General features: G+C 32.9%; 14 protein-coding genes and 1 pseudogene. 13 read left to right on the plus strand and 2 right to left on the minus strand.

What is annotated here, in order from left to right; all coding sequences use genetic code 11:
* Positions 1–226: 226 nt before the first annotated feature.
* From IAI10_RS21375 to IAI10_RS21415, 9 genes and pseudogenes are all read left to right on the plus strand, one after another.
* Positions 227–796 (plus strand): TetR/AcrR family transcriptional regulator, encoded by a 570-nt coding sequence (locus IAI10_RS21375; RefSeq protein WP_315675347.1) that lies wholly within the window; start codon positions 227–229, stop codon positions 794–796.
* Between the two features lie 103 nt (positions 797–899).
* Positions 900–3,245: an endopeptidase La gene (gene lon / locus IAI10_RS21380; protein ID WP_315675348.1), complete on the plus strand. Its 2,346-nt coding sequence runs from the start codon at positions 900–902 to the stop codon at positions 3,243–3,245.
* 90 nt (positions 3,246–3,335) lie between these two features.
* Positions 3,336–4,142 (plus strand): nitroreductase family protein, encoded by an 807-nt coding sequence (locus IAI10_RS21385; RefSeq protein WP_315675349.1) that lies wholly within the window; start codon positions 3,336–3,338, stop codon positions 4,140–4,142.
* A 258-nt stretch (positions 4,143–4,400) separates the two neighbouring features.
* Positions 4,401–5,909, plus strand: a complete 1,509-nt coding sequence (locus IAI10_RS21390) for a methyl-accepting chemotaxis protein (RefSeq protein WP_315675350.1) — start codon at positions 4,401–4,403, stop codon at positions 5,907–5,909.
* Between the two features lie 132 nt (positions 5,910–6,041).
* Positions 6,042–6,620 carry a TetR/AcrR family transcriptional regulator gene (locus tag IAI10_RS21395; RefSeq protein WP_315675351.1) on the plus strand — a complete coding sequence of 193 codons (579 nt, stop codon included), beginning with the start codon at positions 6,042–6,044 and terminating at the stop codon, positions 6,618–6,620.
* Positions 6,621–6,813: 193 nt separating this feature from the next.
* Positions 6,814–7,815: an NADP-dependent oxidoreductase gene (locus tag IAI10_RS21400; RefSeq protein ID WP_315675352.1), complete on the plus strand. Its 1,002-nt coding sequence runs from the start codon at positions 6,814–6,816 to the stop codon at positions 7,813–7,815.
* Between the two features lie 75 nt (positions 7,816–7,890).
* Positions 7,891–8,733, plus strand: coding sequence for an alpha/beta hydrolase (locus tag IAI10_RS21405; RefSeq protein ID WP_315675353.1), 843 nt, complete (start codon positions 7,891–7,893; stop codon positions 8,731–8,733).
* 276 nt (positions 8,734–9,009) lie between these two features.
* A complete protein-coding gene (locus IAI10_RS21410) occupies positions 9,010–9,855 on the plus strand; it encodes a nitroreductase family protein (RefSeq protein WP_315675354.1) in 846 nt (281 codons plus the stop codon).
* Positions 9,856–9,909: 54 nt separating this feature from the next.
* Positions 9,910–10,101 (plus strand): annotated as a pseudogene (locus tag IAI10_RS21415) (PDDEXK nuclease domain-containing protein); the annotation flags it as partial.
* 367 nt (positions 10,102–10,468) lie between these two features.
* On the opposite strand, the gene IAI10_RS21420 reads toward IAI10_RS21415, so the two are convergent.
* Positions 10,469–10,657: a hypothetical protein gene (locus IAI10_RS21420; protein ID WP_315675355.1), complete on the minus strand. Its 189-nt coding sequence runs from the start codon at positions 10,655–10,657 to the stop codon at positions 10,469–10,471.
* Between the two features lie 1,154 nt (positions 10,658–11,811).
* Positions 11,812–12,906 carry an AI-2E family transporter gene (locus IAI10_RS21425; protein WP_315675356.1) on the minus strand — a complete coding sequence of 365 codons (1,095 nt, stop codon included), beginning with the start codon at positions 12,904–12,906 and terminating at the stop codon, positions 11,812–11,814.
* Between the two features lie 283 nt (positions 12,907–13,189).
* Between IAI10_RS21425 and IAI10_RS21430 the strand changes: the two genes are divergently transcribed.
* The 4 genes from IAI10_RS21430 (at position 13,190) to IAI10_RS21445 (ending at position 16,190) form a co-directional block, all read left to right on the plus strand.
* Positions 13,190–13,648: a winged helix-turn-helix domain-containing protein gene (locus IAI10_RS21430; protein ID WP_315675357.1), complete on the plus strand. Its 459-nt coding sequence runs from the start codon at positions 13,190–13,192 to the stop codon at positions 13,646–13,648.
* On the plus strand, positions 13,629–13,979 hold the full coding sequence (locus IAI10_RS21435; RefSeq protein WP_315675358.1) for a transposase: 351 nt from the start codon (positions 13,629–13,631) through the stop codon (positions 13,977–13,979). The genes IAI10_RS21430 and IAI10_RS21435 overlap by 20 nt, the downstream gene beginning before the upstream one ends.
* A gap of 200 nt (positions 13,980–14,179) precedes the next feature.
* The gene (locus tag IAI10_RS21440) at positions 14,180–15,166 is read left to right on the plus strand and encodes a LacI family DNA-binding transcriptional regulator (RefSeq protein ID WP_315675390.1); all 987 of its coding nucleotides are present in this window, start codon (positions 14,180–14,182) and stop codon (positions 15,164–15,166) included.
* 112 nt (positions 15,167–15,278) lie between these two features.
* Positions 15,279–16,190 carry an ABC transporter permease subunit gene (locus IAI10_RS21445; protein WP_315675359.1) on the plus strand — a complete coding sequence of 304 codons (912 nt, stop codon included), beginning with the start codon at positions 15,279–15,281 and terminating at the stop codon, positions 16,188–16,190.

Raw genomic sequence — 16,190 nt, forward strand, 5'->3', positions numbered from 1 at the left:
AGGCTGTAATATTTCCTTAGGTGATAGGTTATTTTTCTGTAGCCATAATCAGCAGCATCCCCATCAATTGACTCCATAATAAATTCTTTGATTTGCTCATCGCATATCTTCATTTTGCGGATTAGCTAAATGGAGTAATACGAATACTATTAAATAGCTTGACATTAAATGAATGTTCGTTTATTATATAATCACGTTACAATTTTATATGATTTAGGCGATGGTTATGAGAAAAAAGGATGACCTAAAACAAAAATGTATTAAAGAAGCAGTGGTGCAATTGATTTTGGAAGAGGGGCTTCAAGGTACTTCTATTTCAAAAATTGCAAAAGCAGCGGGAATATCTCCGGCAACAGTATATATTTATTATGAAAATAAAGATACGATGCTCAGAGAGATTTATACAGAATATGCTGAAGACATGTTCCAGTACGTACTTAGATGTATATCTCCTAGTATGGGGGGAAAAGAAATTATTGCAGAGATAATTCGACGATATTATAATTTTATTGTCGAAAACAAAGAAGTTTTTTATTTTATTGTGCAATATAGTTCCTGCCCTATATTAAACAGTAGATGCGGTGCGATGAAAGGACCAGAGGAGTTGAGCCAACTCCTTACAGATTTGAAGGATCGGCATATTTTTAATAATTATAACAATGATAATTTGTATGCAGTTTTGTTTTCCACGGTAGAAATGATTGCTATCAAATCTTGTGAATTAGAAACGAATGCGGCAGATAATTTAGAGGAACTGATTGCTATGATTCAAAAACTATGTTTGAAGGACCTGTAAATACTGCTTTATACCAAAGTTAATATAAGCGAGCCTGTTGCTCGTTTATATATTTCATTTATTTAGAATGAACAGTCATTTATTTTAGAAAGGAGAATATAGTATGATATTGTATATTGATGACCTTATTTTATTACCAGGGATGAATTATCAACTTATCATGAATCAGCTTAGCGACGAGGAGCTGACTGTAATCCGGTATAAAACGCAAGAAATAGCAGCTTTACCGTTAAAAAGGTATCGTGACAGAAATGCACTTAATGAAGAGGATTTTTACAAGACAGGGGTATTGCTGGACATACTGGAGGTAAATCATGAGGAAAATACATTTCGTCTTAATGTGAAAGTGTTAAGCCGTGCAGAAGTATCTGATATAAAAATTAGTGACGCTGTTATCACCGGTGAAATAATTACGGCTGCTGATACCATTGATCTGAATGAAAACGGACAGAATGAAATATCGGACTATATTCATGACATAGCACGCCAAATTGGTACAAATTTTAAAGATGCAGATGGAATTGTGAAGACCATTGAAAGTATTAAGGAACTGAATGTACTGATTGGATATGTCAGCCAGTTCGTGCCACTTACCCGTGAAGAAAAATATACTCTGATGGATATGGCATCTTTAAAAGAACGCTGTTTAACATTTATTGATTATTTATTGCGATATAAAGAGGGAATTCAGCTTCAGATTGAAATGAGAGAACGTTTTTCAGAAAAAGCAAATAAGAATTACAGGGAAGCTATTTTACGAGAACAGCTGAAAGCCATTCAGGAAGAGCTGAATAAGGAGAATTCAGGTTCCGCTAAAAATAAAAAGGATTATCGCGAACTCATTGACGATGCAAATATGCCAGAAGACATAAGAGCAGTTGCCCTTGAGGAGCTAAACAAGCTTGAAATGCAAGGTTCTGCTAGTGCGGATAAGCATGTGATTCAAAATTATTTGGATCTTCTGGTAAAACTTCCGTGGAAAATAAATGTAGAATCTTCAATTGACATTAGCAATGCACGAAAAATTTTAAATGAACAGCATTACGGATTGGAAAAAGTAAAAGATAGAATTTTACAACATCTTGCAGTCATGCAGCTAAAAAAAGACAAACAAGGTTCTATTCTTTTGCTTGTAGGTCCTCCGGGGACTGGAAAAACAAGTCTTGGTAAAAGTATTGCTGAGGCGATGAACCGACAATACATTCGAGTAAGCTTGGGTGGAATACGGGATGAAGCGGAAATCAGAGGGCATCGAAAAACATACATAGGTGCCATGCCAGGACGAATTATTGACAGTATCAAAAAGGCGGGAACAATGAATCCGGTTATGATATTGGATGAGGTGGATAAATTGATGACAGGTTACAATGGTGACCCGGCTAGCGCTTTACTTGAAGTACTTGACCCAGAACAAAACAATACCTTTACCGATCATTATCTGGATTTACCGTATGATTTATCCAATGTATTTTTTATCGCAACTGCAAATTCACTGGAAAGTATTCCGAGACCACTATTAGACCGAATGGAAGTCATTCGGCTTTCCAGTTATACTGCAAATGAAAAATTCTATATTGGTAAGAATCATTTGATTCATGAAGTGCTAAAGGAACATGGTTTGTCAGAGCAGGATGTTAAAATTAGTGAAGAAGTCTTAAAGAAAGTAATTACAGACTATACCATGGAGGCAGGAGTAAGAGGATTAAAAAATCAACTGTCCGCCATAGCAAGAAGTGCGGCAGAAAAAATAGTTACAAAAGCGGTAAAGAAGCCATATGTTGTCGAAGTAAGAAATTTAGAAGAAATTCTTGGAAGACAATTATCCAGGCACGATATTGCTCAGAAAATAAATGCACCCGGTGTTGTAACCGGTTTGGCTTGGACTCCGGTAGGAGGAGAAATCCTGTTTGTGGAAGCTACGGCAATGCCAGGCAATGAACAAGTGATATTGACAGGTCAGTTGGGCGATGTAATGAAGGAATCAGCAAGGATATCCTTAAGTCTTTTGAAATCACGACTTCCAGTGAATACTCTGGCATTTAAGGATAAGGACATCCATATCCACGTACCATCAGGAGCGGTGCAAAAAGACGGACCGTCTGCAGGAATTACACTTTTTACGGCATTAGCCTCATTAATAACCGGAATCAAAGTAAATCCAAAACTTGCAATGACGGGAGAAATTACACTTCGGGGTGCCGTTCTTCCAATCGGTGGATTAAAAGAGAAATTGCTTGCCGCCGAACGAGCTGGTATCACAAAAGCTTTAATTCCCAAAGAGAATGAATCAGATTTGAAGGAAGTATCCGAAGAAGTTAAAAACAAGATAGAGATTATAACAGTCGAAACGATAGAAGATGTGTTAAAAGAAACGCTTGAGGTTAGCTTACCGAAAGTAGAACAGATATTTGTAGAACCTGAGTTCTTTGTAAGGTTGAATCAGAAATAAGTGGGTAAATACCTATCACTGCAACCAATAAAATATAACAGCAGTGATAGGGTTTATTAATAGAATAAAAATGAAAAGGAGAAATTGATTATGAGTCTGATAACTGTAGATCAAGAAAAATGTGTAGCGTGTGGATTGTGTGTAGAGGAATGTCCCACAGGAGTATTAAAAATGGAAAGTACTGGCCCACAGGAAGTTTTACCGCAAGCCTGTCTTGCATGTGGACATTGTGTAGCCGTATGTCCACAGGAAGCAATTGATAATACGAAATCCCCTCTCGCCTCACAAAGCAAGAAAGAAGGAGTTCCTAATCTGAGTGCAGAAGAGGCAAAGAATTTTATGCGTTCAAGACGTTCTATTCGCTCTTATAAAGACAAACCAGTCGAAAGAGAAAAATTAATACAACTTGTTGATGTTGCTCATTTGGCTCCAACAGCCAGCAATGCACAAGGGATATCGTATCTAATCGTAGACGATAAAAAGATAATTGAGTCAGCGGTAGAGGAATGTGTAAACTGGTTTGAGAATGATCCAACTTGGAGTCAGAGACTGGGAGGTATGGTGAATGGATACAGAGAAAATAAAGTGGATCCTATTTTAAGAAATGCACCTAGTATTATTGTAACATTAGCGGATAAAGATTTTTATAATGGAAGGGAAAATTCAGTGCTCTCCTTGTCTTATCTGGAACTATATGCACCATGGCTTGAGCTTGGATCATGCTGGGCAGGAATATTTGAGATTTGCGCATGTAGTGAAAATTCACCTATGAATCAGATTTTTAATGTTCCTGATGATAAAAAAATAACAGGAGTTGTAATGGTGGGATATCCTAAGTATAGTTATAAAAGATTTACAGAAAGACAACCTTTATCTTTTTCGTTTTATAAAGAATAATAATATAATCAACCTGCTATATAGAATTGTATTTATGTAGCAGGTTAATCAGAATAGAGAAAAATCCAGTAAATTTAAATGGGCTTACAGTATTTAGAAATAAAATAGTGAATAATAAGGCATTTTCTTAGTAAATACCTTTGTTAAATAAAATCAGCACAAGTATTATGCTAAAAATTAAAAGAAAGAGGTGTGATTAATATTTAATGAAAGTAAAATACCAGAAGGTATTACAGATAAAAAAGGAGGGGTGTTTTGGTGAGAGGTTTGAAAGATCTTTTTCATAATAAAAAGGACTATGAAAATTTGAATTTTTTGGTAAGTGGATATGAACTATTAGTTTTTCTTATCAGTCATATATTAATGGAAGGTATTTTGTTATACTATCAATTACATTTTATGGCAGTATATAATATTTTTTCTATAATATTAATGATTATGTGCATTTATTTAAATCATATCGGATATCCTAAAATGGCAGTACTTTTAAATGTTATGGAAATATGTATATTTTCAACAATGGGATCTCTTTTTGCTGGATGGAACGTAGGATTTTATATTTTCTTTTTTCCGGCGGTTGCATTAGTTTTTTTTACAGAAACAATAAACCTTCGGACAAAGATGCTGATGACGATTGGAATTACTGTATTAGCAGGAATAGTTAAAATTAATTCACCTAATTTAGCTGTTGCAGCTGAAGATTCTGTTGTTACATTTTTCTATTGTCTTATATTTGTGGGTGTAATTTTAAATATTGGAGTTATATATTATTATTTTGACAATCAACGAATTAAGCTGGCTGAAGAAACTGCCAAATCGAAGCAGTCTATAAACAATATCGAGGAAATTCTGGAAAAGAATATGATGGTTTCAAGTGAAGTGAAACACATTGGAGAACAGTTTTCAAATAATTTTAATGGGAATCTTCGTTCACAAAATTCAATTAGCAGTTCAGCAGAAGTGGTCGCAAAAAACAGTAAAAGTAGCCTTGATAACAATAACATCATATCTGCAAGGGTTAGTGACCTTTCTGATATGTTAGAAAAATTAAAAGATTCTGTAATTCAAATACACAAGAATTCGAAGGAGGCACTTAACCTTAATAACAATGGAAATAAAAATATTTTAGATATAGAAGTTAAATTAGACAGTAATGTTGAGAGTACAAACAAGCTGGGAAATGCTATAGCTGAACTGGAAGTGAGAGCTGTTGAAATCGGTACGATTATTGATGTAATTAAGGCAATAACAAAACAAATTAATCTTTTATCATTAAATGCTTCAATAGAAGCAGCCAGAGCAGGTGAATACGGAAAAGGCTTTGTTGTTGTAGCGGATGAAATAAGAAAGCTTGCAGAGCAATCAAGTAGCGCTACTAATGAAATTGAAAATGTTATTAGTAGTGTTAAAATCAGCGTGGAGGGCTCTCGTAATAATATGAATGAAGTTTGGGACGCAGTAAATACACAGAAAAAATTAACGGATGAAACGAAAATTAAATTTAATCATATTAAGTATAAAATTGATTTAATGACTAATGAAATCGATTCTGTAAACGCTGATATACATAAAATAACAAATTTTAAAGAAGAAATCTTATCGCTTGTTCAGAAATCAGCAATAGAATCGGAAAGTGTTTATAATGAAACTGAGAAAATTGTTGTTTCGATTAAGGATCAAAGTAATTCCATGCAAAATTCAAATTCAATCATAGAAAAGTTATTATCTTTGTCGGGAAATTTAAATACTAATGAATTCAATGTGTAGTAAAATCGATTTGTAAAAGGGAAAGATTGCGTCATATTTTGGATATTGAGATGTTAAACTCAATGTTTGAAAATTTGATTCTTGACCGTTCGTTCTAGAAATGTTATTATATCCTATAAAGGAGGTGATCCAATGGGACGAAGTAAAGAATTTGAAGAAAATACAGTTTTGCAAAGAGCCATGGAAGTATTTTGGCAACAGGGATATGAAAAAACTTCTATGAGTGATCTTGTAGAGCAAATGGGAATTCATCGAAAAAGCTTATATGATACCTTTGGCGATAAGCATTCGTTATATCTAAAAGCTATGGATCGCTATGAAGAATACAATACAGCCAAACTAAAGTCTGAGACATTGAGGGCAAAAACGGCGTATCAGGCTATACAATATATTTTTGATTACATTATTGAAGGAAACGAGGATAAGCATTGTGGATGCCTTTTTGTGAATGCGGCAACTGAGATGGGGCCATGGGATCAAGAGGTATTGAAAAAGACAGAAGAAGCGTTCAGCCAAGCAGAAAAATTTATTGCCGATATTATAAAGAAAGGTCAGGAAAATGGTGAGTTTTCCTGTAAATATGATGATGAAGTATTAGGAGAAGTTTTGCACAATTCACTTTTAGGGCTGCGTGTACTTGTAAAAACATCGGCGAGTAAAGAAAAAATGCATAACATAGCTAATTTTTTCCTTAATTTAATAAGCGTATAATTTTTTGCAAAAAGTAGAACGATCATTCTAAATAAGGAACGATGTTTATAATTATTTGATGTTTGGAGGATAGTAATAAGTGAGCGACATACATATTAACTAATATGTACAAAGGGATTAGTTAGTATATAAAATGGGTAAAGTCCATACTTATCAATATGTCGGCTAAATCAAAAAATAGGAGGTTTATATTATGAAAGCAGCACAGATTGCAAAATATTCAAAAAGTATTACAGCAGAAGTAAACGACATTCCGATACCAGAAATCAATGATAATGAAGTTTTAGTTAAGGTTAAAGTGGCCGCAGTTAATCCGTTGGAAATGCTTATTATAACCGGTAGCGTAAAACTGATTCAGCATTATGAGTTCCCATTGACTCTGGGCAATGAGCTAACCGGTGTGATTGAAAAAATTGGAAGAAAGGTGCAGGGATTTAAAGTAGGAGATGCCATCTATTCACGTCTGCCTTTAACAAAAATCGGAGCTTTTGCCGAATATGCGGCAATTGATGCAGGTGCTATCGGTCATTTACCGGTCAATCTTGATTTTGTGACCGGAGCCGCTGCGCCATTAACGGGACTGACTGCTTATCAGGGGTTACACGAAGAATTGGAGGCGAAAGCCGGTGATACCGTATTTATTCCCGGTGGCTCAGGATCGTTTGGACAAATGGCCATTCCGATAGCCAAGGCAATGGGGCTTAAAGTGATTGTCAGCGGAAATCCCCAGGCACGTGATCGGACAATGGAGATAGGGGCAGACCAATACCTAGATTATACAACTGAGAATTATTGGGAACGGCTTAGTAACATTGATTATGTGATTGATGCCTTGGGATCTAATGAATTTGATCATGAACTTTCGATAATAAAACCGGGTGGAAGACTTCTTTCCTTAAAGACCGGACCTAACAAACGTTTTGCAGAAGAACATGGGTTTCCGGGTTGGAAGAAAAAACTCTTTGCTGTTGCCGGAGCGAAATATGATAATAAAGCAAAGAAAAAGAATATTCAGTATCGGTTTATTTTTGTTCGTAGTGACGGCGCACAATTAAAAGAGATTACGAAAATTATTGAAGATAATCGGATTGTACCTGCGGTGGATCCAACAGAATTTCGTATTGAAGACATTGATAAAGCACTGAATCTTGTAGCGACAGGTCATACAAAAGGAAAGGTTGTTATCAGATTTTAAGAAATGATGTGTTCAGCTTTAGATTACTATTGTGCTATAGTTCAATAAAATCATATGAGATAAGGAGGAACTGCCGTGAGCACAAAATTTTCATATATAAACCAGCCAAATTTAAGTATTAGGGCAGCTGATGGAACAGTATACGCTTATCGAGAATTAGGTGAGAAAAAAGGTATTCCAGTGATCTTTTTCACCCATCTATCGGCAAATCTTGACAATTGGGATCCACGTGTCGTGGATGGCATTGCCGAAAAGCATTGGGTGATTGCATTTGATAATAAGGGCATCGGACTTTCCAGCGGATCAGTACCGGATACCATTAAGCAAATGGCAAAAGACGCTTTGTCCTTTGTCCATACTTTAGGCTTTGACCAAATCGATATATTAGCTCTTTCTATGGGAGGCATGATTGCACAAGAACTATTAGCGATTGAACCGGAACTTGTACGAAAACTGATATTGTCTGGAACAGGTCCCCGTGGCGGTGAAGGCATTAAGAACGTTACGAAAATCACAAATTATGATATGGTACGCGCCATATTTACGCTGAAAGACATAAAAACTTATTTGTTTTTCACACGTACAGATAATGGCAAACAAAAAGCAAAGGAGTTTTTGTCTCGTATCAGGGAACGTAAAGTGGCGAGGGATAAGATGATTAGTATCAAGGGATTTCGTACACAGCTTAAGGCAATTCACAAATGGGGATTGGCAAAACCCGCTGACTTGTCAAAAATTAAGCAACCAACGCTTGTGGTGAATGGTGACAATGACAGAATGGTACCTACGCTGAATTCCTATGATTTGGCAAAACGTATTCCGGATAGCAAGTTGATTATTTATAAGGATTCTGGCCATGGTGGAGTTTTTCAAAATCATGATGAATTTGTGAAATCAGTATTAGAATTTTTAACATAATAATACTATGAAGTGAAGAAACTCCAAAGTAGGCAGTGGTATTTAAAATAGAAAATCCGTAGTTGATTTTATTATTAGCCATTGGCTTAATGTCTCAGGAAAGAATCAGATAATAAAACCTTCTGTGTGGAATGTGTCAAATAAACAGCAGGTGAATCATCTTTAATGTTTTTCTAAAGTTAGTGAGATATATGTAATATGTAATGAGAAGTTTAATGTGGTGCAGGTGTTAATAGTCTGCTATTTTTATGAATATAACAAAGTGAGGTAGAAAGAATGAAACTTAATATTCCAGTAGAAGAAACGATTAAAAAGAGAGTAAGTGTAAGAACCTACGAGCCGAAAAGCCTTTCAGAAAAGGACAAGGAAGAGTTAAAGAATGAAATAGGTAAGTTAACGAATCCATTTGGAGTTAAGGTTAACATTCATTTAATTGAAAAAAATACAGCATCAAATGGAGAAAAGCTAGGAACATATGGAGTCATTAAAGGTGCAAAGACATTCTTAGGTCTCTCCGTTGATAAAAGCGAATACGGACTCATTGCAGCCGGATATCAATTTGAGAATCTGATTTTATATGCTACCAATATGGGGCTTGGGACGGTCTGGCTGGCAGCTACATTTAGTAGAGAGCAATTTGAAACTGCCATGGATATTAAAAAAGATGAACTGTTTCCGGCAATTTCTCCAATTGGATATGCAGCGGGCAAAAAGAGCGTTACGGAAAGTTTGATGAGAAAAACATTGAAGTCAGATAAACGGAAACCGTGGGAGGAGATTTTCTTCAAGGATTCTTTTAAAAATCCACTTTCAAAAGAAGAAGCAAATGAGTATGTAATTCCTTTGGAAATGCTTCGATTGGCACCCTCTGCTACAAATGCACAACCATGGAGAGTAGTGAAAAAGCAAGGATCTTATCATTTCTTTGAGTCACACAAGAGAAATACAAAAGAAGAGGAAATTATGATTAAAAAGGTTGATCTTGGAATTGCTTTAAGTCATTTCCATCAGACAGCACTAGAGAATGGATTAACTGGAAATTTTGAAAGGCAATCAGAGTTGAAAATAGATATTCCAGACAATACGGATTACATTATTTCCTGGATTATGGATAAGAAATAAAAACGATGAAAAAATATCTAAGGGGTGATAAATACATGAAATGAGGGTGACAATCTCCCTATTGGCATTATTCTCTGTGCAGACAAAAGCGACTCGGTTGTAAAATATACATTACCAGAAGATAACAATCAAATATTTGCATCGAAGTATAAGTTATATATGCCTACAGAGGAAGAGCTTAAAAGAGAACTTGAGCAAGAGCAAGAATTATTGGAAACGGAAAAACATCTGCAAGAGGAGGAGTAAATTATATATTGCTGTTTTACAAATTGTCACTTCTGTAGAAGCTAATTGATTTAGCAGATTTGTAGATTTTAATAGATAAGCTTCCGCTTACAGAATTGCTATTTGGAGTTGTAGTTCCAATTCTAGCTGTAAATTAACCTCCCATTTGATATACTTTTGTAAAGTAATCAGATGGGAGGTTTTATTATGAGATCCACAATTGAAAATCTGTAACCGTCAAAAACTCTCCGAATATAAACATATGATAATTTTTGATAAAATAAATCCAGTAAAAATCAATTCCTTATCACCTAATCAATATGAGGCTAAGTATGAAAATCAATTGGTGAATTTATGTAAAAATGTTAGTTGATTGATTCTAAATATTTTATTGTTCCTCATATAGAACCGTAATAATAAAATTTCTTTCTTGATATTGCCTATGTGATGAATTATTAGTCAATACAATTGACTCTGACTGAGATATACTAATTACTTTTTTATCTTTTATAAAATCATTAACATTACTTTCTAATGACTCCAATGAAACATTTTTAAATATTTTTATTTTACTCATAAAAAACCCATCTCCTAAATACATTATATTAAAATACTTCTACAGGAGATATAAATTTCCTTTTAATATTCAAAATATTTAATAAATCTATATACATTAAGTTCAAATAAAAAGGAAAGCTTAGTCACAATAAGCTCATCCATTGTCATATGAACACTTCCAACTTTTATTACAATATTACTGTCAAATAAACACAATATTACGATTATGAATTAATCTAATCATAATTATAACATATTTAACACATATAGTAATCAAATAATAAAAATAGCCATGGCATTAAAACCATGGCTTCTGCCTAATATCTGCTATCAAAAGGGACCTACATTTTGCTGAATAAAAAGATTTAGCACTATTAATATACCCTTATGTATTTATAGTATACATATGCAATGATATAATTTTTATAACCTTGAAGTTTATAGAATAAAAATAAAGCTCCTTATCTAAGAAATTAGATGTAGGAGCTTTATTCTTTGATTGAAGGAAAGGAAATAATCATTAAAAATATTAATTTAAAGTGTGCTAACAATAATTCATTGAATCCATTAATAATATATGAATACAAAACCTACGTTGTGACATAGCGGGGAGCATGATATCAACATAGGTTTTAAAAAAGTTATTAAAGTACTATCTACTACATTAAATATTATATTTCAATAAATAAATTTTATACAAAAGGTAGTTATAATATTTTTATTTATGTATATAATAAAGAATGGTGATAGGTTAACATAAAGAAAGTTACTGATCTAAGCATGCAAGACTCAGGAGCTTTCTTTTTCGTTATGCTGCCATGTAAGCAATAAACTTACATAGTATTATGAAGAATTGAATCTATTGGAGTTGAGAAGCATACTATAACTAAAATCGAATACTCAAAAAAGTGTAGTACCACTAGTATTTTATGCACAAAATACGTATATTGTGATTAAGTTTTATAACTCTTTTTCACAATATAGGTATTTCGCTATACAGCTGTAAAAGGTTGAAGTGTAACATGAAAATTCAAGACATATAATTGTTAATATGGAGTTGATAATAGCATAAATGACTATGCGAAATTAGTATAGTAATATCCTATAATAATTTTATTTCTATTCAATTTATTATTGTTGTTCTGTTAAATAAGTATATTCAAATAATCTGTTTTAATTTATTTTTAGTTTTTTTTTCTCTAATCTAACACTAACTTCTTTACGTAGCAAAACATAAGCTATTGAAAATAAAGGAATAAATATTATCATCCCAGGAACCCCAAAGGTTTTACCTCCTAAAGTTATTGCAAATAGAACCCATATAGATGGCAAACCTATAGAATTTCCAACTATTCTCGGATAAATTAAATTATCTTCTAATTGTTTAATTGCTAGGAAAATAAATACGAAAATTCCTGCTTTTATAGGAAAAACCATTAAAATTAAGAATGCCCCTAAGCAAAATCCAATAACCGAGCCCAGTACAGGAATAATTGAAAAAAATCCAATTAGCATGCTAATTACAAGAGCATACGGCATCTTAAAAAGCATCAAAGTTACGAAAAACATAACTCCTAAAATTGAAGATACAGTGCATTGACCAGCTATAAAACTTGAGAAAGTGTCACTGGTAAGATTTAATACTTCTAGCATTGAATCTACTTTTTCCTTTTTTACAAATGCATATAGTAGCTTTTTAAATTGCGTACCTAATTTCTCTTTTTGTGCTAATATGTATATAGAAAAAATAAAGGCTAAAATGAATTCTACAGTAGCACTTGCAAAGGTGGTTGCCGCCTGTAATGTTGAAAGCATAGCTTCGCTGGCACTATTAAAAAAAGTGGATTTTATAATGTTAAAAATATTATTCCAATCTATACCAATGTTATTAACTAAGTTCATAGCATTATTAGATAACCATGTATTACTATCAAGCCATTTTTTGAATGCTGTTGCAGAACTATCAAATACAGCTGGAAGTAGCTTAATCGTGTCTATAATATTTGGTACAATGATTGACGATAGTAATGCTAGAACCCCTATTATAAGAAAACATGAAACCACTATACTGATGCCTCTGCTATGTTTACTAATTACTTTACCTAGACCCTTTCTTTTAAGTTTTAGCAATTTTTTAGATATATATGTAACTGGTATATTAATGGTAAATGCAATACATCCCCCTAAAATAAAAGGGAAAAATAATTCATATACATCATTTACAATTCCGGTTACATTATTCCAATGGTTAAATACTATGTATAGCACAATTTTATATTTTTGGGTATGTAAATTAAATTCACTTAGATATTTCTATACAGAAAGATTTCTTGTCATTTAAAATCTATATAGAAAGTAACAAAATAACAAATTCAAATCCAAAAAATTCCGAGATAAAAATCACTAAATAGCGGAATTATAAAAACATAATAATTCTAATTATAGAATGGTGAACGGAATGGAAAAAACATACGATAGAATAAACTAATATGCTGAGAAATCAGATTTTGAAGAGATTAATCAAGCACTAAAAAATAATTCAGATAAAAGAATGCATATAAGGTACACAGTTATTCTCAATTATCTTCAAGGATACAGGCTTAATGAAATTGCTTATATGAATAATATATCTTCTCAAACTGTAGGTGTTTATGTTAAAAAGTATAAATTGTTTGGGTTGAGTGGTCTTACTGTACGTAAAAGTCCAGGGGCTCCCCGTCATCCCACAAAGGAACAAGAAGCTGAACTGATTAAAATAGTGACAACTAAAACTCCTGATGAAAAAGGTTTTACCTCAAGGAAGAACTGGGATACCGCAATAATTAGACAACTGGTGATGAAACTTTATGGTATTTCATACTGCCAAAGAGGAATGCTTGAAGTACTGTATCGAAATAATTTAAGCTTTACACGTCCAACATATTTCTTAGAAAAAGCTGATGAATCAAAACAAAAGGAGTTCAAAGAGCAATTTGAGCTTTTAAAAAAATTTGATAGAGGGTTCTGTTAATCATATTTTTTTTGAGGACGAATCAATGATTAGAGATTATCAGGCTATTGCAAAAACATGGTTTATCAAAGGAAAACAACGAATTATCCCTACTACCGGAAAACATAGAGGAGTTAAACTACTAGGTGCACTAAACTACGAAACTGGACAAGTATATTGCAAGGAAGACGAAAAGTATGATGCTGAAGTATTTCTCAAATTTCTAAAAGAAATTGAACAGGAATATCCTGTTGGAAAGATTATAATGATTCTGGATAATTATCGTATTCATGATGCAAAGCTTATTCAACCATTCTTATTTCAATATAAAAATAAGAAAAATATACATTGACAATGTTTTCATTTCATGTTAATATTAATTTGTAGTCAAGAATACGTATTCTTTAGATATGAATTATATAGTAATAAGTAAAAAAATCTATATAATTGAGGATATTGGTATTAAGAAAATATGCATAAAATAGTGATTTTAATATATAAAACGAGAAATCGTATTCATAAAATATAAAGGATGATGTAAGATTGATTACAATGAAAGATGTAGCAAAAGCCGCAGGTGTATCTCAAGCTACTGTTTCCAGAGTTATTAGTGGTAACACTTCTGTGGACCCTGAAATTAAAGCTAAAGTAATGAAATGGATTCGCAAACTCGATTACCAGCCCAATATTATTGCTCAAAGCTTAGTCGGCAATAAAACCCTGCTTATAGGCGTAATAATTACTGATATATCAAACCCTTTTTTTTCAGACATAATAAAATCTGTAGAAAGAGAAGCTGCGAACTATGGATATAGCATTATGCTATTTAATACAGATGGAGATATAGAGAAAGAAAAAAAGTATATAAATATACTAAAAAGCTATAAAGTTGAAGGGATTTTGATAGTTCCTAGCGATGCAAAAAATAAATATTTTAAAACATTACAGAAGAGTTCAATACCTATTGTTATAATTACTCAGGATATAAAAAACTTCAATTGCGTTTCAATTTCACATTATATGGGTGGTAAGAAAGTTGCAAAGCATCTAGTGGATATGGGGTACTCGAAGTTCGTTTTCGTAGGCTATCAAGATGATGAAAAAGAGCTTGGATTCAAAGAAGAATTAGAAAACAGCGGTTTCGATCTCAATAATAAATATATGTTTATAGATAAAGGCAAAAATAATCATGTTGCTGTTGCTTTAAAAGAATTTATTATAAACAATTTGGATGATGAAGGTATAGGAATCTTTACACATAATGATATCGAAGCTTTGATGGTGTTGCATTTGTTGAAGGAATTAAAAATTAAGATACCTGAAAAGGCAGCTTTAGTAGGATTTGATAATACGTATATTACTAAAGAAGTTAGTCCAAGCATTAGCAGTGTGGCTCAACTTGTTGAAGAGATTGGAAGAAAAGCTGTCGAAATATTAATAGATAAAATAAATGAAAGAGAAAAAGCTGAGGAAAAGCACATTATATTAGAACCAAGACTGGTAGTGAGAGAATCTAGTGTGAAATTAGTTGAATATTAAAATAAAATTTGAAAAATAATAGCGCTATATAATATGCGCTAATTATTTTAAATATTGAGAATACGTATTCTCGCATTCTTGAAATAACGATTTTACAGAGGGGGAAAACTAATTGAATAATTTGAGTGTTGCTCAAAAAATAAAAAGAAATTATCAACTATATTTGTTAATATTACCAACTTTTATTTACTTCATAATTTTCAAATACGTGCCTATGTATGGAATTTTGATTGCATTTAAAGATTTTTCACCTGTTAAAGGTATATTGGGAAGCCCTTGGGTCGGACTCAAATACTTCAATCAATTTTTTAATTCATATCAGTTTGTAACGTTGATTAAAAATACAATTGGGTTAAGCATTATTCAATTGATAGTAACGTTTCCATTGCCAATTGTATTAGCATTGATGCTAAATCAATTAACTAGTGAAAAAGTAAAGAAATTTGCACAAACCATAGTTTATGCACCTTACTTTATTTCAACAGTAGTATTAGTAGGAATTATGTTTGTGTTTTTATCTCCGGATGGAGGCATAGTAAACGTTATAATAAGGGCTTTTGGAGGTTCTCCCGTATATTTCTTCTCTTCTTCTGGATGGTTTCGACCATTGTATGTATTATCAAGTGTATGGCAAGGTACAGGCTTTGCGGCTGTAATATATATAGCTGGGCTATCATCCATAGATCCACAGCTTCATGAAGCTGCCATAGTGGATGGTGCAAGCAAATTTAAAAGAATGTTAACTATTGATTTGCCAGGTATAGCACCAATTATAATAATTCAGCTGATTTTGGCAATTGGTGGAGTTATGAATGTTGGTTTCGAAAAAGCGTTTTTGATGCAGACTAGCTTAAATTTAGATGCATCTGAGATTATCCAGACATATGTATATAAAATAGGATTGCAGCAGGCACAATATGAATTTGCTACTGCAGTGGGATTGTTTCAGTCAGTAATTAATCTAGTGCTGCTGGTATCTGTAAACAAGATAGTTAAAAAATTTAGTGAGAGCAGTTTATGGTAA

It is taken from the genome of Clostridium sp. 19966 (assembly GCF_032335695.1).
Classification (GTDB): Bacteria; Bacillota; Clostridia; order Clostridiales; family Clostridiaceae; genus JACTOJ01.